The organism is uncultured Ellagibacter sp. (assembly GCF_934643285.1).
GTDB lineage: Bacteria > Actinomycetota > Coriobacteriia > Coriobacteriales > Eggerthellaceae > Ellagibacter.
This window is the reverse complement of record NZ_CAKUBT010000009.1, coordinates 20,758-40,381: the sequence shown is the minus strand read 5'-3', so window position 1 is coordinate 40,381 and position 19,624 is coordinate 20,758. Positions and strand designations below refer to the sequence as shown.

The following is a 19,624-nucleotide window of genomic DNA, read 5'->3' as shown; positions in this document are numbered from 1 at the left end:
GGTTTCGAAACGATGGGATTGCAAGTTGCAGCATATGCCTCGATGCGCGCGCTGCAAATAGTGCGCGCATCGCCTGCAAGCTGCGAAGATAAAAGGAGCCCGCTTTTGACGGCGGGCTCCTTCACGACGCAAACGCCTAGTGCTTCTCGGACTCGCCGAGGTCGTCCTCGCCCACGATGGTGTGGGTATCGGGGTCGTACACCAGTCCGCCATGCTCTTTCCAAAGGAACATGAGCTTGGTCGGAGCAATGCCTTCGATGTTCGCCAGGTACACATGGATGAACATGAAGATGATGAAGATGTACATCATGAAGTAGTGGATGATGCGCATCGACATAAGACCGCCAACGAGGTTCGTGCCGGCAGCGAAGAACGGCAGGTTCATCGTCGGCACCCACAGGCACATGCCGGTGTAGAACATCACGATGATGAGCACCGGAATGAACAGGTAGGAAATCTTCTGAGGAACGCCAAGCTTTGCTCCCAGCGGATGGTCCTTCTTCAGGAACAGGTAGTACTTGATCCAGATAAGGCCCTGATGACGGTTATCCTTCTGCGGCAACCAGGTCTTGTAGTCGGTGACCTGCTTGCGCGTGCCGCCCGTCGGCGCCGTCTTCACGAAGAACGCGGCGATGATGCGGAACACGCAGTTCAGGAAAATCACGAATCCGAAGAACACGTGCATGCCGCGCGCCAGGCTCTCGAAATAGGGCCAGAACGGGAAATGGATGCAGAAACCGGTGACGATCAGGACGATCATCGCGATAAGGTTGATCCAGTGGGTGATGACGAAAACGAGAGGATGCGCCTCACGGTAGTGTGCAAGATGTGCCATCCTACTTCACCCCCCAAGGGCTCGTAACGGTTTCAAAATGCTTGCCCGTGGCAGGCTCGGTCACATGCACGGCGCAAGCGGTGCAGGGATCGAAGCTGTGAACGGTGCGCAGCGCGTTGATCGGCTTCTTGATGTCGCCGACCGGCACGCCGATGAGTGCCTGCTCGAGCGGGCCGTACTCGCCCTTCTCGTTGTGAGGAGCGAGGTTCCACGTGGACGGAATGATGATCTGGTAGCCCTGAATGCGGCCGTTTTCGACCTTCTCGGCATGGTAGAGTGCGCCACGAGGTGCCTCCCAGAGACCCTCGCCCTCGCCGGAGATGCGTGCGGGCTCGCGGAAGTACTCGCTATCGCCGCTCTTCACAGCCTCGATGAGCTCGTCGACCCATTCCTTCATGAGGCTTGCGATGTAGAGCGTCTCGACCTGGCGGATGCCGGTGCGGCCGAGCGTGGAGCCGAGCGCGTTCAGGTTGCCCGGCGCGCCGAGCGCCTCGAGCACCGCGTCGACGTGCTTCACGATGAAGGGCACGTTGCGCTTGTAGGCAACGAGGATACGGGAAAGCGAGCCCGCCTCCATCGGCTTGCCGTCGTAACCCGGGCACTTGACCCAGGAGTAGCGGTCGTTGACCGTGTCCGAACCGTCCTTGTAGTACTCGGTGTACTCGGGCTCGGTGGTGTAGTCGGGAGACTGACGGGTTGCATCGCCCTTGTACCAGGAATGGCCCACGTACTCGGCGATCTTCGAGGTGTCGACGTCCTCGAGCTTGAGGCCGTCCTGCAGGACGCCTGCCGGCATATAGCGCTCGTTCAAGAGCATGCTCTTGTTCTCGAACACACCCCAAGCGATGTAGCGACCGCAGCCCTTGCCCCAGTTGAGAGCGTCGGTGTAGTACGGCGCGAGGGCGAGCACGTCAGGAAGCATGGTCGCTTCGACCCAGTTGTACACCTCGTCGACGAGATACTTCAGGTCATCGAGCTTGCTCGAGGTGGGGACAAACGCGGTGCCGCCAGGAACGATGGTCATGACGTGGGGCATCTTGCCGCCGAGCAGAGCCGCGATCTCGGAAGCCTTCGCCTGCATCTTGAGAGCCTCAAGATAGTGCGCAGTAAGGATGAGGTCGAGTTCCGCGGGAAGCTTGTATCCCGTGCCGTCCTCGGCATCGAACCAGTTGCCCGAGAAGATGGACAGCTGACCGTTGTCGGCGAACTTGGAGAGGCGCTCCTTCAAGGCGTACATGTCGCTTGCGGTGGCGCAACCCTGGGCAGCTGCCAGGTCGTACGCGTCGCCGACGTTCGCCTTCAGAGCGTTAAGCGGGTTCACATAGTCAAGACCGGCCAGGTTGTAGAACCACAGGATGTGGCTGTGCAGGAACTGGGCGCCCTCGATCAGGTTTCGGATGATGCGCGCGTTGTTGGAAATCTCGATGCCGTAAGCCTTCTCAGCGGCGATCGAGGAGGCGTGGGCATGGGAAACCGGGCAAACGCCGCAGATGCGCTCGACGATCTGAGCCGCATCCTCGGGGGTGCGGTCCTTCACGACGAGCTCCATGCCGCGGAAGCAGCCGCCCGAGACCCACGCATCGGAGACCTTGCCGTTCTCGACTTCCATCTCGACGCGGAGATGGCCTTCGATACGGGTAATCGGGTCAATGATAGAACGGGTCATTTACTCCTGACCTCCTTCCGTATCGTTTTTCTTCAGGTCGGGACGAACGCCGATGGTGTCGTAGAGGCGCTCTTTCTGGGTAAGGTTGCCGGAATTCTCCTTGCAAGCCTGCGCCTTTTCCTCGTCGGTAAGGTCGTAGGTGCCGATGGAGTTCTCGGGATGATCCTTATCCCACTTGCGGATGGTCTCGAAGTCCGCGCCGCCGTCCATACGTCCGGTGGCCTTCATGCCGAAGCCGTGCACGACGAGCGCTGCAGCGACGAGGCCGGTAAGCGTGAGGGCAATCGTGCCGGGCTGAATCATCCAGTCGCCGATGCGCAGGTCGCGATGACGCTTGTAGAACGGGGTGTTCACCTCGACCCAGTTGTCGCCCGGGTCGTTGGGGTTCGCCTCGCAGCAGCCGATGCAGGGAGAACCAGCCTGCACGCACCAGCTGCGGCGGTTGTTCCACATCGTGATGCCGCACGTGGACTTCGTCTGCGGACCGCGGCAGCCGAGCGGATAGAGGCAGTAACCCTTGGCCTCTTCCTCGGAGCCGAACTTGTAGACGAACTCGCCGTTCTCAAAGTGGCCGCGGCGCTCGCAGTTGTCATGAATGGTCTGGCCGAAGATGCCCTCGGGCTTGTTGTCGCTCGTGAGCTTGAGCTGCTTGCTGTCGAGCATGATCACGTCGACGAGCACGGAAACGAGCCACTCGGGGTTTGCCGGGCAGCCGGGGATGTTCACAACGGGAACCTCGATGCCGGACTTCTTCAGGAACTGCTCGACGCCGAGCGCATCGGAGGAGTTCGGGTGAGCGCCCATCCAGCCGCCGTTCACGGCGCAAGAGCCGAGCGCGACAACCGTCTTCGCGTTCTTGGCAGCCTCGATCAGATGCTCGGTGCCGGGCTTGTCGGCGACGCGAAGCGCCTGGCCGCCCCAGCCCTCGAGCACAGCGCCCTCGTACACGAGAACGTAGTTGCCGGATTCGATCGTCTGCTCCTTGGCTTCCTCCATCGACCAACCGGCCGCCGCGGAAAGCGTCTCGGAGTAGTTAAGCGACAGAAGCTCGAGCACGACCTCTGCCGGATCGGGAGTCTCAACCTGAGCGAAGGACTCCGTGCAGCCTGTGCACGACGCGCCCTCGATCCAGATGACAGGATACAGGTTTCCCTTAGTTGCACCGATAACGGAGTTTTCCAATGCAGAAGCGACGCGCGGAGCCGCGAGCTCGGAAAGTCCTGCTGCGACCGCGATCGTACCGCAAAGCTTCATAAAGCTGCGTCGCGTGACCCCCCGCGCTTCAAGCATGCTGGAGAACTCGGAAGCAGTAGCTTCGTTTACCATGTGCACACCTCCTCTTTTTTTCTCTCTCTCAAGAATCGATTACGGAGTGCCCGCGCATACCGATCCGTGCATGCGCGAACGTTCCTTGTAAAAACTTAGCCATTGTATGCACTTAATGTTACGGGATAAACACGAAGGGACGAAAAAACACGCGCTTGTACCGAAAATGTTACGCTAATTTGGCAATGTAACACCAATTGTGCCTGCTCAAGCATTGTATTGCGTATCGAATGGTTAACTAAGAATCAGCAAGCGAAATAACACGGCTCAAAGATTGAGCATCGGGAAGACGCCCCATTCAAAGACTTTTTCGGGGAATATCGCCCCCTATCAAATGCGACCGCTACAATGTTCGCGCACGTGAAAACCGCATCCAAGGAGTTACCCACCCATGAAATCGCCCGACAACACCATCGCATTCCTCGGCCCGACAGGCACGTATTCACACGAGGCGACGCTCGCCTTCGCGAAGCGCCTCGGCATCGAGAGCCCCGACTTTATCGAGTGCACCTCCTTCGACGAGGTCTTCGATTGCGTCGACCGCGGCCGCTGCGAGTTCGGTGTCGTCGCGAAGGAGAACTCCATCGAGGGGCCGGTTACCGCCACGCTCGACGGTTTCGCGCTGAAAAGCACCTCCGTTATCTTGGGGGAAGAAGTCGTCGATATCCACCACTGCCTCGTCGTGAACCCCGACGCCAAGCTCGAGGACATCACCACCGTGGCGTCCCATGCGCAGGGGCTCGCCCAATGCCGCCGCTTCATGTCGGAGAAGCTCCCCGGCCGCACGACCGTGACCACGTCATCCACTGCCGAGAGCGCGCGCCTCGCGGCAGCCGATATCCATACGGCGGGCATCGCGAACGCCTTCGCCGCGGAAACCCACGGCGCGAAGGTTTACGCCCACGACATCGAGGATCACTTCGGCAACCAGACGGTCTTTGCGCTCATCGGCCGTCAGGGCCATGCGCCCGTGTTCACGGGAACGAAATTCAAGACGTCGGTCGCGCTCTTCCTGAACATGGACCGCGCGGGCACGCTGAACATGATCCTGTCCGAGTTCGCCTATGCGGGTGTCAACCTGTCGCTCATCCAGTCGCGCCCGACCAAGCAGGCCCTCGGCGACTACATGTTCTTTATCGAGTTCGAGGGCAACGCCAACGAGCCCAACATTCAGACCGCGCTGAACTGCCTGCGCCTGAAGCTGCGCGAAGTGAAGGTGCTCGGAAGCTACCCCATCGGGTAGAGAGCACGTAACGAGCAACGCCTTTCACACAGTGTTAGGCAAGAAGGCAACAAAAAACCGCCAGTCCATCTGAAGGGGATATGGACTGGCGGTTGCGGCAGAATATTTAGTTAGTTTTCTTTGCAAATCCACCCTTTTTACCTGGTGGAGAGAACGCGATATATCCGCATTTCTCACATACTCCTTTTGTTGGGTCGATAAGCTCACCGCATCGAAGACACGGAATTCCAGGAGGCGGCGTATAATAAGGGCTGTCAGGACAGTATTTGCCACATCGCCCACAATGCGTGCAGGGGTAGCACATTGCAGGTCCTAGCGAATATCGACAAGCTCGAGGGTGTACTCGAGCGTCTTACCGGCAAAAGGATGATTGAAATCGATTTTAACCTGGTCTGACGTCGTCTCAGTTACCCAAGCTGGGGCCTTACTGTTGTCCTGGGGATTCGTCCAGTACAGGAAATCCCCCTCTTTGAGGTTGTACCCGTCTTTCAGCATGATCTTCGGGTACCATTGGGCAAGATTATCCTGATAGTCCCCATATCCGAGCTCTGCCGGAACCTCAACGGTTTTAACCTCGCCCATCTCCATACTCTCGAGCGCGAGCTCGATGCCCCGAGGCAATTTCATATCGCCAATCATGACCGTCAAAGGATCGCGGTCGTAATTGTCGTCGATGGGCTTTTCGCCCTTGATGCCGCCGCGGTAATGGACGCTGACGACCTTTCCCAAGCCTGCCTTCTCGCTCATTCAACCCACCTCCTGTAGCGGCGGGGCTCCTTGGAGGGAAAAGAAGCCCCGACCGATAATCAAACAGACAAGCTAGTAAGCCGTGCCCTCGTTCTCGTCAAGCTCGCCGACCTTGGTGTCGTGGCGATGGACGGCGTACGTCGCCTTACCCGTGCCCTCTACCTCGATATGCGCCGCCTTGTGCTTCTTCTCTCCCTTGGAGACGAACTCGGGGCGAGTCGCGATCGGGTTGTACTCGGGCACGACGAGGAACTGCTTCGGCTTCTTCTCGAGCTTCTTGGCAAGCTCCTCGACCGTGCCGTAGGTGATGATGTTCGCCAGGCAGTGATGGACGCACATCGGTTCGCGGCCCTTCGAGATGCGCTCCGCGCAGAGGTCGCACAGATCAGTCACGATAGGCCAGTTGTTAAAGTTGTAGTGCACGTCATCGGTCTTCCAAGGCCCGTCGACCATAACCTTGATGCCGGTCTTGCCGACCGGGTAGTTATGCTCTTCCTTGCAGGTGACCTGGCAGGATCCGCAGTTCGTGCAGAACTCGTAGTCAATAAGGAGTCCGTATTGGGTCATGTCTACACCAGCTTTCCGAATTTATCCCAGATGAGGTTCATGTCGGTGTCGTAGTTCTCGGCAATGGGCTCGATCTTGCAGACGAGGCACTTGTTCGGGGCACCGAAACCAAGCTTGCCGAAGTGGAAGTTCGGCAGCAGGTTGTTGATGTTGCTGCGGAAGTTGCCGTAGAGGTTCGGCTCGTTGCCGTCTTCCTCGGGGAACCACCAGGCATGCTGCGCGTGAATCGTCTTCTCGTCGACGATTTCGCTCACGCATGCCTTCTGCACGCACTCACCAAAGGGGCTCGTAAGGCGCACCCACTGGCCGTCGGTGATGCCGAGCTTCTTGGCGGTCTTCGGGTTGATCTCGGTAATCGGGTCGGGGTTGAGCTCGCGCAGGTAGGCGATCTGGCGGTGCTCAGAGTGGAAGAACGCGCTCGTGCGGGCACCCGTCGTGAGGATGTAGGGGTACTCTTTCATGAGCTCGGGGTTCGCGGGGCCGAACTCAGGCTCCTCGTAGTACGGCAGCGGGTCCTCGCCGAACTGATTGAACGCGGTCGACCACAGCTCGATGCGGCCGGTCGGGGTCGCGAACCCGGGACCGCCATCCTGGCGCATCTCGCCGCGCTCGTACTTGTAGTAATCGACAGGAATCTGGCAGACGACGTTCTTGGAGACCTCATCGAAGTAGGCGCCGTTCTCGCGCTTGCCGAGGCGCAGAGCTTCCATGAACTCCTTGGAGGAGCGGAACTTGAACTCGTTTTCCCAAAGCTCGGGGCGCAGACGACGGCCGAGCTCGTAGCACAGCTCGTAGTCGGTCAGGCAGTCGCCCACCTCGATCGCCTTGTTCATGAAACCTGCGGTAACGGTACAGGGCGCGTAGTGGGTGAACACCGTGCCCTCGCGCTCGGCAACGGTCTTGAGCGGCAGGAAGATGTCGCAGGAGGCCTCGATCGAGGGGTTCATAAACGTATCGAACCCGATGCAGAACTCCAGTGACTTCACGATGGCGTCGTGCCAACGCTTCGGCTCCATGGAGGTGCAGCTCATAAGGTTGTTGCCAGCGTAGAAGCCCATCTTGATAGGGTACGGCTCGCCGGTCTCGAGCGCCTTGAGCATGAGGTCGGCATGGGCGTTCAAGATGATCATGCAGTACGCGGGATACTCCTCGAGGCCAATCATCTTCTTCTGGAGGTCTTCACCAACGCCCTTTTCGAACCCGAAGCCGGACTCATTATGACCGGCGCCAGTACCAGGGAGAATCTGGCCGCCCGGGACGTCGAGGTTGCCGGTGATGGCCATGAGATCGACAGTGACCTGGCCCTGCTGCATGCCGTTGGTCTTCTGGTCGGCAGCGAGGCCCCACTGGATGGCGCCAGGCTTAGCGGTGGCGTACATGCGGGCTGCTCGGTAGATGTCCTCGACGGGCACCTGGCAAATTTCGGCCGCCTTCTCCGGCGTCATCTCCTGGACGCGCTCAGCGAGCTGCTCGAAGCCATAGCACCAGTACTCAACGAAGTCGTGGTCGTAGAGGTCCTCGTTGATGATGATGTTGAGCATCGCCATACCGAGCGCCGTATCAGTGCCAGCACGCAGCTGCAGGTGGATATCGGCGCGGGCAGCGAGCCAAGTGACGCGCGGGTCAATGACGATGAGGCGCGTGCCGCGACGCATCGCGTCGACAACCGCATGGCCGAAAAAGCCGTCAGGGTTGGACTCGAGCGGAGCCTTGCCCCAGACGACAAGCACCTCGGTCAGGTCGTAGCGCGGGTCGTCCCAGCGGCCCGGCAGGGCGCCGGCGTAGTCCCACTCAGGGTAAGTCGTGCCGCCGATATAGGCAATGGCGGCCAGTCGCGGTGTGTAGCACGCGTAGCCGGACTGCGAGTAGCAGAAATTAGGCGTGCCGAAGCACATGGTGCCGTAGGGGGCGAACGTGCCGCCCTCGCGGCCGGTGCCTGCGAACACGACGATCGACTCGCGACCGTACTGAGCCGTGATGCGGTCGTACTCCTTCTTGATAATGTCGAATGCCTCGTCCCAGCTTATCTGCTCCCAAGCGTCGGCGTTTCCGCGGTCCTTCGGGTCGCGTTTCATCGGATGGAGAAGGCGGGCTGGGTTGTAGATATAATCCTTGAGCGCGATGCACCTCGGGCACAGGCGGCCCTGGGTGACCGGGTTGTTCTCGTCGCCCTCAACCTTGACGAGCTTGCCCTCGTCATTCACGTAAAGTTTGAGGCCGCATCCGACGGGGTGGCATCCCGGAGGCGACCAGGGACTCGTACGGGTAACGGTTAGGCCGTCCTCCTCGTAGCGCCAAGGCTTTCCGATGTCGTTCACATCGGAAAGCGTGTCGAGCTTGACGACTTCAGCCTTCTTGTAGAACGGGTCTTCGCTCATTGTGTTTCCTCCCTCATTTCTCATCACAACACATTAGTTGCTCTATCCGAAAGCCGCTCGGCATCCGTCAGTCGACTTCCCCTTGCGGGTGCCGAGCAGCACTTCAGCAAACTTACTTGGTGAACAGCGCCCAGCGCGAGCCGCCGTCCATCTTCTTGACGAGGTCCTCGGCCTCGCCGTAGTACATGCACCACGCCTGGCAGTGCTGCACACACATGGGCATCTTGCCCGCCTCGGTGCGTTCCGCGCACATGTCGCAGGCCTTGGTCACCACCGGGAGCCACGTCCACTCCCACCTCTCCTTCGGGGAGGAGCCCTCCTTTCCGGAGTACTCGTAGGGGCCGGTCTCGGTGAGCTTGATGCCGAACTCGCCCTTGGGCAGGCCGAGCTCCTTCTTGCAGGCCACCTCGCAGCTGTGGCAGCCGGTGCAGTAGTCGTAGTTGATGAGGATTCCCTTGGTCATAGCGCCCCCTTAAGCCTCGACCGCGTCGCCGGTCTTCAAGTCGAACCGCGCGCCGGAGGCGGGATCGATGACCTGGTTCGTCATCGGGTCGTATCCCTTGCCTTCTTCCAAGGCCTCGTGATAGCGAGCGATTTCATCGGCACGCGGAGATTCGACCTTCTTGTACCAGGGGAAGTTGCCCGTCTCGGCGATCTGCTCGTAGGGCATCTTGTCGCCTTCCTTGACGGGGTAAATCTTGCAGATCATCGACTTGATCGGGGAGCCGACGCCGCCTTGCCCGGTGACGAACGCCTTCGTGCAGTTGTTGGGATTCGACTCGAACGTGCCGAACAGATAAGGTGCCGCGCCCTCGGTTTCGGGGAACCACCAGCCATGTTCCGCATGAATGGTCTTCTCGTTCACCTGCTTGGTGATCTTGGCCACCTGCTTGAAGCGGCCGTGGTCGTTTTCGATCCATACCCACTGGCCGTCTTGGATGCCGTACTTTTCGGCGGTCTTCGGGTTGATCATGCACAGAGGCTGCGGATGAAGCTCGCGCATCGTGGGCAGCTGACGGTGCTCGGAATGGAAGAACTCGAAGGAGCGCCCGCCGCAGGTAAGGATGAGCGGGTACTCTTCCATGAGCTCGGGAGTGGAAATGGGACCCTCGGGAGGCTCGGTGTGGAACGGCGTGGTCGACAGGCCCCAGTAGTTGTACAGCATCGGGGTAAGCTCGAGGCGCCCGGAAGGCGTGCCGTAGCCAATGGAGCCGTCCGCACGGAACATGCCCTTGGCGGCCTTGTTGTACGTGCTGTTGAACTCGTCGTAGGAATGGCCGAGCATCGAGGGGTCTTTGACGAGCTCTTCCCAATCGGCGGTGAAAAGCGTCTTGCCGGAGTTCTTGGCACCGCCCTGGTCGGTGGCTTCAGTGGTCGCCGAGAACGAGCCCGTGCCGTCGTGCAGATACCAGTTCAGCCAATCGATGTCGGTGTCCCACTGCCCGAATACCTCGGGGTTCAAGCGCTTGCCCAGATCAAGGATAATCTGCTCGTCGGATTTAGCCTCGTAGAAATCCGTGACCTTCACCATGGCGCGGCACGGGCTCCACCACGTGCGGGCGGAGTTGCGCTCTGCGCTCATGGCGACGGGAAGGATGATGTCGGCAAGAGCCACCGAAGTCGGGGTGATGTAGGGATCGGCGTTCACGATGAAGGGGATTTTCTTCATTGCCGCCATGACGCGGGGAGAGTCCTGGCTTGGGCAAGAAAGAGTGTTGGAAGACTGGATCCACATCATCTTAATGGGATAGGGGAACCCGTCTTCGATGGCTTGAAGGAGGCCGTCCGACGAGGCGTGCGCGACGAAGTCGCCGCCTTGAATGGAAAGCGCGTAGTTGTTGTTGAGTTTCTTCGCGCGCCATTCGGGCGGCGTGAGGTTCTCGCCCGAGGCATAGCCGGCGTTGATTTCAAAGGCGTTGTGAACGAGGATGTTTCCGCCCGGAACGTCGACGTTGCCGCAGATGGCCATAAGGTCGCAGCCCGCAAGGCAGAGTGCCATGGCAGAAAGCTGCTGGTCGAAGGCGAGGCCCCACTGAATGGCGCCCGGCTTGGCGGCTGCATACAGGCGCGCAGAGCCGATGATGTCCTCAACCGAAAGGCCGGTGATCTCGGCCGCCCACTCGGGCGTCTTGTCCTTGACCGACTCGGCAAGCTCGTCGAATCCGGCGCACCAGTAGTCGATGTACTCCTGGTCGTAGAGCTTTTCGGAAATGATGACGTTGAGCCATGCGCAGGCAAGAGCGGCGTCGGTACCCGGACGAATCTGCAGCCAGTATTCTGCGCGAGCGCCCCACCAGGTCAGACGCGGGTCGATGGAGATAATCTTCGTGCCCATCTGCACGCATTGGACAAGCCAGTGGCCAACGTAGCCGTCGGCGTTCGAAGCGAGAGGCTCGTTGCCCCAAACGACGAGCACCTCGGGCGGAACCCATTCCTCGTTGTTGTAGCGGTCGGCATGGGTTTCGGACGCATCGACGATGGGGAAATCGCCGAACGGGGCGATAGAACCGCAGATGCGCGGCATATAGCAGGCGAAGCCGGTGAAGCCGAAGGTCGAGATGTTCGGGGTCTTCAGAGCCGCTTGACCGAAGAAGGGCACCTGCCAGTTGATGTTTCTGCCCGTGCCATGCACGCAGATGATCGCGTTGCCGCCGTCGGTTTCCCAGATGTCTTTGACCTTGGCCTCGATTTCGTCGTAGGCCTCATCCCACGAGATGCGCTCCCACTTGTTCTCGCCGCGTTCGCCGGCGCGCCGCATGGGGTATTTAAGGCGATCGGGGTGGTTTAAGGACTCGGTCATTGTCAGACACTTGATGCAGAGCTTGCCGTTCGTGCACGGGTCGAGGGGATCGCCCTCGATGCGCACGACCTTGCCGTCTTTAACGTAGAGAAGAATGCCGCAAGAAGTGTGGCAACCCGGCGGGGAATAGTGGTAGGTACGCGTTACCGTGCACCCATCCTCTTCCCATTGCCACTCCCCCTCGTGGTACGCCTTGCGGTCGATGCCGTCAAGGAACTCCTGATAGTCTGCCATGTTATTCCTTCCTGTTAATGCTTTGCGGTCGCTTGCTTTTGCAAGAACCGATATCTCACCGGTCTGAGCTCAACCTGCCCTCACTCGCCTCGAGCCCAGCCCGGCGAATGCCTGTTACTCCCAAAGGGCATGGATCTTCCTTTTCTGGGAGAGCGCGATGCCGACAAGGATGGCGCACGCGGCGAGGATGCCGACGCCCGCGAAAAACGAGCCGACGTAGCTTCCCGTCACGTCGTAGCACGCGCCGATGGCCGCAGCGCCGAAGCAGCCGATGATGCCGGACATGCGCGAGTACGGCAGAATCTCGGCGAAGTGCTTCTTGCCGAAAATCTCGGAAATCAGCGTCGGCACGGAGATGGTGATGATGACCGAGTTCATGCCGAAGACGAATGCCGAGATAATGAGCGGGATTTCGTCTTGGAAGAAAGAGAAGCCGAGCAGGGACAACGCGGTGATGCCGAGCGTGATGTAGGTGGACGCGGCAACGCCGATCTTGTCGGTAACCCAGCCCATGACGAGCGTCGCAACCGTGTAGCCAAGCTGAGCCAAGGACAGGATGCTCGCGCCGAATGCGGCAGAATACCCGATCGACTCGGCGAAGCCGGGCAGATGGTTGTTGTAGCCGCTGAAGAGCGCCTCGATGCCCGCGTACAAGAAGATGCAGATGAACGCCAGGGTGAAGATCGCCTTCTTGGCGGGCACGCCCTTCTCGTTCGCAGCAGCCTCCTCAAGCTCCTTCGCCTTGTCCGCTCCGTAAGGCTCAAGGCCAAGCTCGGACGGATGGAGCCTGAACACGAAGATAGTCCACGGAAGGACGAGAACGCATATGATCACGGCGATAGCCGGATAGGCCATGCGCCAACCAATAGTCTCGATTAGGAAGTTGCCGAGAATCGGGAAGATGACGCCGCCGATGCCGGAACCGCACATCGCGATGCCGAGCGCCGTGCCGCGTTTCTCAACGAACCAGTTCTCGATAAGCACCGTCGATGCGACAACGAAGACGAGCGCGCCGGCGATACCTAGAACAACGCCACCTACGTACCACTGCCAAAGCTCCGTGAAGAAGCCCATTGCCGCTTCGGTTGCGGCAAGGATGAGAAAACACCCCGTTAAGAATTTTCTGAAATCCCATCTTGGCAAAAACTTCGCAACGAGCGGGTAGGTGAACGTCGTCGCGATGAAGTAGAACGTGAGATAGAGTGCAATCGCGCCTCTATCGAACCCCAAGTCCTCGCAAATCGGGACAAAGAAGATGCCGCCCGAATTCATGATGGCACCCAATGCACCGGCTTGGAGGAAACAGCATCCGATCATGATTTTCCATGCGTAATGGATGCCCTGCTTCTTCTCTTCCACTGAAAGCCCCTCCTCAGTTTTCAGCTGGCAGGCAATCTTTGAGCATCATGCCTGGCCAACAAGGTAATTTGCTAGTTCGGCATGAACCACATGCGCCCAGGCAGGTGCAACCCGGTCTTAAAGGGAAACCCGCCCAAAGACAAAGGTCTATCCAGGCTCATATCGAGCTCCTTAAAAAACGGTTATCGAAGTCGTTTCGCCCGAACGGGCGGGCCGCAGCCGCTATGTCGCGGCCCGCCCCGAATCGAGCAGTGGAGAACCCTCAGGCGAACTGAGTCTTAGGCGCTAGACCTCTTCCCAGTGAGCCTTCTTGGTCTTGTTCGCAGCAGCGCAGGAAACAAGGATGAGGGCAAGGGTGATGACCATGACCACGGCGCCGACGGTGAAGGCACCGGAGTAGCTGCCGGTCGTGGTGTAGAAGCTGGCGATGATCGGAGCGCCGAACGCACCGCCCAGGCCGACGCCCATCATGGCGTAGGACAGAATCTTGTCGAAGTGCTTTTCGCCGAAGTTGTTGCGGACGAGCATCGGCACGCAGATGGTGACGATAGCGTTGTTCATGCCGAAGAAGAAGGCGGTGAGAGCCATCGTGACCTCAGATTTCGCAACGAACGCCCAGCAGAGGAACATAAGCGCGGTAAGGGCGAACAGGCCGATGGTAACCGGCTTGAAGCCGAATTTGTCGCAGAGCCAGCCACCGGCGAACGATGCGATGATGTAGCCGATTTGCAGGAACGTCATGAGCGTTGCAGAGAAGGTCGCGGCATCGGCGCCGAGAACCTCAAGGCAGTTCGCCTGGATGTAGGAGTTGAAGCCGCCCGGGAAGGAGCAGCCGACGCAGGCGATGATCATGAGGATGAAGGCAACCGAGCCGAGGCAGTACTTCAGCGGCACGCCCGCCTTGGAGCCTGCAGCCTGCTCGCCGAGCATCGGACCGTAAGGTTCAAGGCCGCTCTTGGAGGGATCGGTCGAGAAGACGGTCAGCGAGAAGATGAGGATGAGAAGGATGAGCACCGCGTTGACGTAGTACACGCCCTGCCAGCTCATAACCTGGAACAGCTGAGTGAAGACCAGGGGGAAGATGGCGCCGCCGATGCCGGAGAAAAGGTTGGCGATGCCGAGATAGCGGCCGGCGACAGCGGAGCCGAACCAAGAGTTCACGAGCAGCGGGCATGCGTAGATGAAGAACTGGCCGCCGAAGAGGCCCATCACGATGCCGAGCGCGGAGAACTGCCATGTCCATTCAGGCGTTGCGAACGTGAAGCCGACGAGCGCCACCGCAACGACGACGACGTCGATGGAAAGGAAGAGCTTGGTGTTCTTGGGGAGCAGGATGCCGCCCAGGAACGTGCCGACGAGAGCGGCGATGCCGTACATGGAAATCCACATGACATAGGACATCATGTCGACGCCCGCGAGAACGGGAACGAACGCGAAGTAAGCAGACGAAGAGTTCAAGACGGTGCCGAGGCCGACCATCTGCATAAGGCAGCAGCCGACGAGCACGAGCATTGCCCTTTTCTTGCTCTTCTGTTGAATTTCAGACATTTTCCCTCCTAAAGAAAATGATCCCCTCTTTTATATTGAGACAAATTTTGCGAATACGCCCCTACACCTCCTTGGCGTAACGCGATTAGTATTTGGTTGCAGTCTTCGAGATGCTCGCCTGCACATTTCTTCCGCAGGCGAGCCTAGAACGAACGCGATGTGTTGATTAAACGGTTTACTTGGTGAACAGCGCCCAGCGCGAGCCGCCGTCCATCTTCTTGACGAGGTCCTCGGCCTCGCCGTAGTACATGCACCACGCCTGGCAGTGCTGCACACACATGGGCATCTTGCCCGCCTCGGTGCGTTCCGCGCACATGTCGCAGGCCTTGGTCACCACCGGGAGCCACGTCCACTCCCACCTCTCCTTCGGGGAGGAGCCCTCCTTTCCGGAGTACTCGTAGGGGCCGGTCTCGGTGAGCTTGATGCCGAACTCGCCCTTGGGCAGGCCGAGCTCCTTCTTGCAGGCCACCTCGCAGCTGTGGCAGCCGGTGCAGTAGTCGTAGTTGATGAGGATTCCCTTGGTCATGATGTCTTCTCCCCTTCCCTTAAGCCTTCATCGGCTCGTAGTCGTCTCGCCATCCGCCGCGGTTCACGATCTGCTCGCCGGGCATGACATCGCCTTCCTGCACCTTGTAGATGCGGCAACGCGTGCATTTGATGGGCGACCCGATACCGCCGGGTCCAGCCTGGAAGTTGCGCGTAAGGTTGTTGACGTTGTAGTCGAAGCAGTGGTGCAGGTTCGGAGCGGCGCCTTCGGTCTCGGGTTTCCACCAGCCGTGCTCTGCGGAGATGCAGTCGTCGGGAATGCCCTCGAAGATCTTGACCATCTGCATGCAGCGACCTTCGTTGTTCTCCATCCAAATCCAGTCGCCGTCGTGGAGGTTGTAGTCTTTGGCGGCCTTGGGGCTGATCTTGACAAGCGGCTCGGGATGGAACTCACGCATCGTAGGCGCCTGCCTGTGCTCGGTATGGAAGAACTCATAGGAACGAGCACCGTTGATCATGTAGAACGGCAGCTCTTCCATCACCTCGGGTGTGGTCTCCCACGTCTCCGGTGCCGGCGTGTAAACGGGAAGCGGTGGAATTCCCCAGGCGTTGAAGATGGTGGGCACCAGCTCGATTCTGCCAGAAGGCGTATTGAACCCAACCTTGCCGTCGGGACGCAGCAAGCCCTTCTCGTGCTTGTTGTACGTGGCGTTCCACTCGTCGTACGCATGTCCGCCGGCTTCGACCAGCTGATCAAAGGTGTAGGGGCACTTCGTGACAATAGAGGGACCGCCTTCTTCCGACACGGAGGTGTGGCCCCAATTGTCGTCTGTCGCGGCGGAGAAGTTTGCCTTCTGCACCTTCCCGTCGGGGCCGACAACCGCAAGGTCGGTGAGCAGGTAGTCGTTGATGAAGTCCTCTGCGGTATCCCAGCGCTCGAAGAGCTCCGGGTTCAGACGCTTGCCGAGCCAAAGGGCGATTTCCTCATCGGACTTAGCCTCGTAGAAGCTCGTGACCTTCTTCATGGCGCGAAGCGGCGTCCACCAGGTGCGCGCGGAGTCACGCTCGACGGACATGGAGACAGGCAAGATAAGGTCGGCAAGTGCGATCATCGTCGGCGTGATGAAGGGGTCGGCGTAGACGATGAACGGAATCTTGCTCATGTACTTGTAGGCGCGAGGCACCTGTCCCTCGTGGCCGGAAAGTGCGTTGCAGCTCTGCGCCCAGAACATCTTAATCGGATATTCCTCACCGTTGACGGGAATCTTCCCCGCCTCGAGAACACTCGCCATGGCATCGCAGTTCGACATGCCGACGAAATCCATGCCCTCGTCGCCGACCATCCATTTGCGGAACTTTCGGTCAAGCGCGCCCTTGTCAGCGTAAAGGTCTACCGAGGAATACCCAGCATTAATGTCGAAGGCATTGTGCACGAGCACGTGCGTGCCGGGCTTCTCGATGTTACCGCAGATGGCCATGAGGTCGCACACAGCTTCTGTCCAATGCATGGACGACGAAGTACCCGCGTCAAACACGAGGCCCCACTGGATAGCGCCCTTATCGGCGTTAGCGTACATGCGGGCAGAGCCGACGATGTCCTCGACCGGAACGGAGGTGATGGAGGATGCCCATTCCGGGGTGAACTGCTGCACATGCTCCTTAAGCTCGTCGTAGTACGCGCACCAGTATTCGACGAATTCGTGATCGATCAAGTCCTCGTTCATGATGACGTTCAGCCACGCGAGCGCGATGCAGCAGTCCGTGCCGGGGTGCGGGCGCAACCAGTATTCCGCACGGGCGCCCCACCAGGTAAGGACCGGGTCGATGGAAATGATCTGCGTGCCAAGCTGCACGCACATGTTCAGCCAATGGCCAAGATAGCCGTCGCCATTGCTCTTGAGCGGCTCGTTGCCCCACACGACGAGAACGTCCGGACGAACCCACTCTTCGTTGGCGTAACGATCGGGCAGGGTCTCAGAAGCGTCGACGATCGGGTAGTCGCCGAGAGGTCCAGCAGCACCGCATACGCGCGGCATATAGCACCACCAGCCGGAGAAATAGATGCCGCCAACGTTGGCAGTCCGGAAGCACGCACCCGCGATGAAGGGAACCTGCCAGTTGATGTTGCGACCGGTGCCGTGTCCTACGAGGATCGACTCGCGGCCCAAGCCCTTGTCGTCGATTTCCTCTTTGATGTACTTCTCGATGATGTCAAGCGCCTCGTCCCACGTGATGCGCTCCCACTTGTTCTCCCCGCGCTCCCCTGCACGCTTCATTGGGTACTTGAGGCGCTGCGGGTGGTTGACCATTTCCTCAAGGTCAAGGCAGCGCATGCAAAGCTTACCGTTCGCATAGGGATCGAGCGGGTCGCCTTCGACCTTTTGCAGCTTGCCATCCTTCGTGTAAAGCAACACGCCGCATGAGTCATGGCACCCAGGCGCAGAGTAGTTATACGTGCGCGTGACGGTCATACCGTCTTCTTCCCAAGTAACCTCTCCCTCGTGGTAGGCCTTACGGTCAATTCCGTCGAGAAACTCTCGGTAGTCGGCCATTTCCCCTCCTCTCTCGTCTTGGCGCTTTCTTAGCGCCGATGAGGCGAGAATACTGAGGCTTTCCGACAAGTGTCACCAACTATGGGTAGGTGTTTTTTCGAATACCTACTTTTTGACGATATCTGAACTGGGGAAATACAAGTTACCTGGAGCGTACTACAAAGCTAATACTGAGAGATATGCTAAATCGTATGAGTCGCTAATCCTCACCGTACAGCTTTGTCTCTTCGATTTCATCGAGAAGTTCTTGGCGAGAATGAACGCCAACCTTCCGGTAGATGTTTCGAATATGGGTTTGGGCGGTACTGAGAGAGATCGAGAGCTCTTGTTCAACATATTTAGCAGAGCGGCCTTGTGCAATAAGGATCAGAACCTCTTTCTGTCTTTCCGACAGCCCGCACGCATCCCCAAGAGCATTGCAACGTTTCATCCACATGCCTTTACTGCCAGCGCATACTGAGCCGTCGTCCTCAAACCCAGCTTCGGGAAACCGAGATTTATGGAGAGCAGAAAACACAAAAGTTATGACGAGAGCAAGAACGACGGAGACTCGCACAGACAACAGCCAATCAGACATAGCAAGTTCCATGATAAAAGCGCCGAATAAGATGCCTATTGCGGTAGCCAGGTATTGCGTCCTTCGCGCTTTCGAGAATATTCGCAGGGGCGACAAGCGGGATAATTTGACATGCCCCGCCATAGCCATCCACCCCACGCACGTTGCAAAGATGAAGAGAGCCGAGATAAGGCAGAGCGCGCCTACCCTAAGGTAATCCCCAAAAAGGAACAAAGAGCAAATCGCAGCGGCAGTCAAAGGAGGCGAATACGTCGAAAGAGAGCGCTCGGTGAGCTTTACGCCCGTTGCCCTGTCGATAAGCACCATGCTAGCAGCTACGCACCCCGCCATTAAGCACAAAGAATTGGCATCGCTTAGGACCGCGATGCCAATCACAAGACCAAATTGAAAGCTATCGGCGGAAAATTTAATCGTCGATTCAGGCTTAATTTTAGAACGACTATCTGACTCGGAGTTCCCGATATAGGGAAACAGGTTCTTAGTAGTTCCTTTTCTCTTCATAAGAACAGCGACGTAGAGCGACGAGGCGTACAGAATGCACATTATCGGTTTGCCAAAAGCTGCCCCCGAAATACTTTCTATGAGACATGTAATGCAAGCGAAGAGGCATCCAATAGCAACAAGGAAGGAAACCTTTGCGGAATCTTGTGTACACGCCCAACAAAACCATGTGCATGAAAGACATGAGGATCCCAAAGCAGCAACAGCAATGAACACGCAGCAATATGCTTCAGGGAGCCAGAAACTAGCAATGCAAAATAAGCAGGCAAAAACAAAGCCCACCGATTCGCAAATAATTAGCGGGGAGAATTTCGCCGTGGCAATTTTTTCCTGGAATACGCTGATTAAGAAAAACCCAAGAACCATGAAAACGGCAACGAATGCAGCACCCCCCCCCCGGAAAAGAGTTGCGGCCCAATGGGGAAACCGATAGAAGAGAAAGAGCTGTTGAAAAGGCACTTGCCAGGCCGAAAATACCGAGAAGGTACTCGAAAGATATTTTCTCATGCAATATTGATCCGCTATTGCTATTCCCCATTATTCTTCGCTACCTCCAAAATGAAAAACTGACAAATCGGTATCTTAGCAAAAAGCTACATTACAACCTAGAATAATCCTAGGATAAGCGAGAAGACCCCAGCAGCCAAACTGGTCCTTGAAGAAGCCTGCCATAGTGCCCATCTCGCCCCAGCTACTAGCGAGGAGAACGCTCCCCGCTGGCAGGCAATAGGCAAAAACGAAGACCGAGAGATGGCAAGGGGAGATCCCTTAGGAAGCTTCTTTCCCGATTTCCGCCTATCGTGGA

The 19,624-nt window shown here is 58.4% G+C and carries 14 protein-coding genes; 1 reads left to right on the top strand and 13 read right to left on the bottom strand.

The window, feature by feature from the left end; translation table 11 throughout:
• Positions 1-136: 136 nt before the first annotated feature.
• The 3 genes from Q0I65_RS05875 to Q0I65_RS05865 are packed head-to-tail and all read right to left on the bottom strand — an operon-like array spanning position 137 to position 3,827.
• Positions 137-835, bottom strand: coding sequence for a cytochrome b/b6 domain-containing protein (locus Q0I65_RS05875; RefSeq protein WP_296061091.1), 699 nt, complete (start codon positions 833-835; stop codon positions 137-139).
• A 1-nt stretch (position 836) separates the two neighbouring features.
• Positions 837-2,501, bottom strand: a complete 1,665-nt coding sequence (locus Q0I65_RS05870) for a nickel-dependent hydrogenase large subunit (RefSeq protein ID WP_296061089.1) — start codon at positions 2,499-2,501, stop codon at positions 837-839.
• A complete protein-coding gene (locus Q0I65_RS05865; protein WP_296061087.1) occupies positions 2,502-3,827 on the bottom strand; it encodes a hydrogenase small subunit in 1,326 nt (441 codons plus the stop codon).
• Positions 3,828-4,218: 391 nt separating this feature from the next.
• Between Q0I65_RS05865 and pheA the strand changes: the two genes are divergently transcribed.
• Positions 4,219-5,070 (top strand): prephenate dehydratase, encoded by an 852-nt coding sequence (gene pheA, locus Q0I65_RS05860; RefSeq protein ID WP_296061084.1) that lies wholly within the window; start codon positions 4,219-4,221, stop codon positions 5,068-5,070.
• Positions 5,071-5,382: 312 nt separating this feature from the next.
• Here pheA and Q0I65_RS05855 read toward each other — a convergent pair whose 3' ends face one another.
• From Q0I65_RS05855 to Q0I65_RS05810, 10 genes are all read right to left on the bottom strand, one after another.
• Positions 5,383-5,817, bottom strand: coding sequence for an FKBP-type peptidyl-prolyl cis-trans isomerase (locus Q0I65_RS05855; RefSeq protein WP_296061082.1), 435 nt, complete (start codon positions 5,815-5,817; stop codon positions 5,383-5,385).
• A 72-nt stretch (positions 5,818-5,889) separates the two neighbouring features.
• Complete coding sequence (locus Q0I65_RS05850; protein ID WP_296061080.1) at positions 5,890-6,384, bottom strand: oxidoreductase; 495 nt, start codon at positions 6,382-6,384, stop codon at positions 5,890-5,892.
• Positions 6,385-6,386: 2 nt separating this feature from the next.
• Positions 6,387-8,762, bottom strand: coding sequence for a molybdopterin-dependent oxidoreductase (locus Q0I65_RS05845; protein ID WP_296061078.1), 2,376 nt, complete (start codon positions 8,760-8,762; stop codon positions 6,387-6,389).
• A gap of 112 nt (positions 8,763-8,874) precedes the next feature.
• On the bottom strand, positions 8,875-9,225 hold the full coding sequence (locus Q0I65_RS05840) for a 4Fe-4S dicluster domain-containing protein (RefSeq protein ID WP_296061069.1): 351 nt from the start codon (positions 9,223-9,225) through the stop codon (positions 8,875-8,877).
• A gap of 9 nt (positions 9,226-9,234) precedes the next feature.
• Complete coding sequence (locus Q0I65_RS05835) at positions 9,235-11,796, bottom strand: molybdopterin-dependent oxidoreductase (protein WP_296061076.1); 2,562 nt, start codon at positions 11,794-11,796, stop codon at positions 9,235-9,237.
• A gap of 114 nt (positions 11,797-11,910) precedes the next feature.
• Positions 11,911-13,155, bottom strand: coding sequence for an MFS transporter (locus Q0I65_RS05830; protein WP_296061074.1), 1,245 nt, complete (start codon positions 13,153-13,155; stop codon positions 11,911-11,913).
• Between the two features lie 285 nt (positions 13,156-13,440).
• Complete coding sequence (locus Q0I65_RS05825) at positions 13,441-14,703, bottom strand: MFS transporter (protein ID WP_296061071.1); 1,263 nt, start codon at positions 14,701-14,703, stop codon at positions 13,441-13,443.
• Positions 14,704-14,878: 175 nt separating this feature from the next.
• Positions 14,879-15,229 (bottom strand): 4Fe-4S dicluster domain-containing protein, encoded by a 351-nt coding sequence (locus Q0I65_RS05820; RefSeq protein ID WP_296061069.1) that lies wholly within the window; start codon positions 15,227-15,229, stop codon positions 14,879-14,881.
• Between the two features lie 19 nt (positions 15,230-15,248).
• Entirely contained in the window at positions 15,249-17,741 is a 2,493-nt protein-coding gene (locus Q0I65_RS05815; protein ID WP_296061066.1) for a molybdopterin-dependent oxidoreductase, read from the bottom strand.
• A gap of 199 nt (positions 17,742-17,940) precedes the next feature.
• A complete protein-coding gene (locus Q0I65_RS05810; RefSeq protein WP_296061063.1) occupies positions 17,941-19,326 on the bottom strand; it encodes a helix-turn-helix transcriptional regulator in 1,386 nt (461 codons plus the stop codon).
• Positions 19,327-19,624 lie beyond the last annotated feature (298 nt).

Bases quoted from the DNA above. Each gene is read 5' to 3' on its own strand.
- Q0I65_RS05840 (WP_296061069.1), bottom strand. From the start codon at position 9,225: ATGACCAAGGGAATCCTCATCAACTACGACTACTGCACCGGCTGCCAC.
- Q0I65_RS05810 (WP_296061063.1), bottom strand. From the start codon at position 19,326: ATGAGAAAATATCTTTCGAGTACCTTCTCGGTATTTTCGGCCTGGCAA.
- Q0I65_RS05850 (WP_296061080.1), bottom strand. From the start codon at position 6,384: ATGACCCAATACGGACTCCTTATTGACTACGAGTTCTGCACGAACTGC.
- Q0I65_RS05820 (WP_296061069.1), bottom strand. From the start codon at position 15,229: ATGACCAAGGGAATCCTCATCAACTACGACTACTGCACCGGCTGCCAC.
- pheA (WP_296061084.1), top strand. From the start codon at position 4,219: ATGAAATCGCCCGACAACACCATCGCATTCCTCGGCCCGACAGGCACG.
- Q0I65_RS05875 (WP_296061091.1), bottom strand. From the start codon at position 835: ATGGCACATCTTGCACACTACCGTGAGGCGCATCCTCTCGTTTTCGTC.
- Q0I65_RS05825 (WP_296061071.1), bottom strand. From the start codon at position 14,703: ATGTCTGAAATTCAACAGAAGAGCAAGAAAAGGGCAATGCTCGTGCTC.
- Q0I65_RS05870 (WP_296061089.1), bottom strand. From the start codon at position 2,501: ATGACCCGTTCTATCATTGACCCGATTACCCGTATCGAAGGCCATCTC.
- Q0I65_RS05855 (WP_296061082.1), bottom strand. From the start codon at position 5,817: ATGAGCGAGAAGGCAGGCTTGGGAAAGGTCGTCAGCGTCCATTACCGC.
- Q0I65_RS05845 (WP_296061078.1), bottom strand. From the start codon at position 8,762: ATGAGCGAAGACCCGTTCTACAAGAAGGCTGAAGTCGTCAAGCTCGAC.
- Q0I65_RS05865 (WP_296061087.1), bottom strand. From the start codon at position 3,827: ATGGTAAACGAAGCTACTGCTTCCGAGTTCTCCAGCATGCTTGAAGCG.
- Q0I65_RS05815 (WP_296061066.1), bottom strand. From the start codon at position 17,741: ATGGCCGACTACCGAGAGTTTCTCGACGGAATTGACCGTAAGGCCTAC.
- Q0I65_RS05835 (WP_296061076.1), bottom strand. From the start codon at position 11,796: ATGGCAGACTATCAGGAGTTCCTTGACGGCATCGACCGCAAGGCGTAC.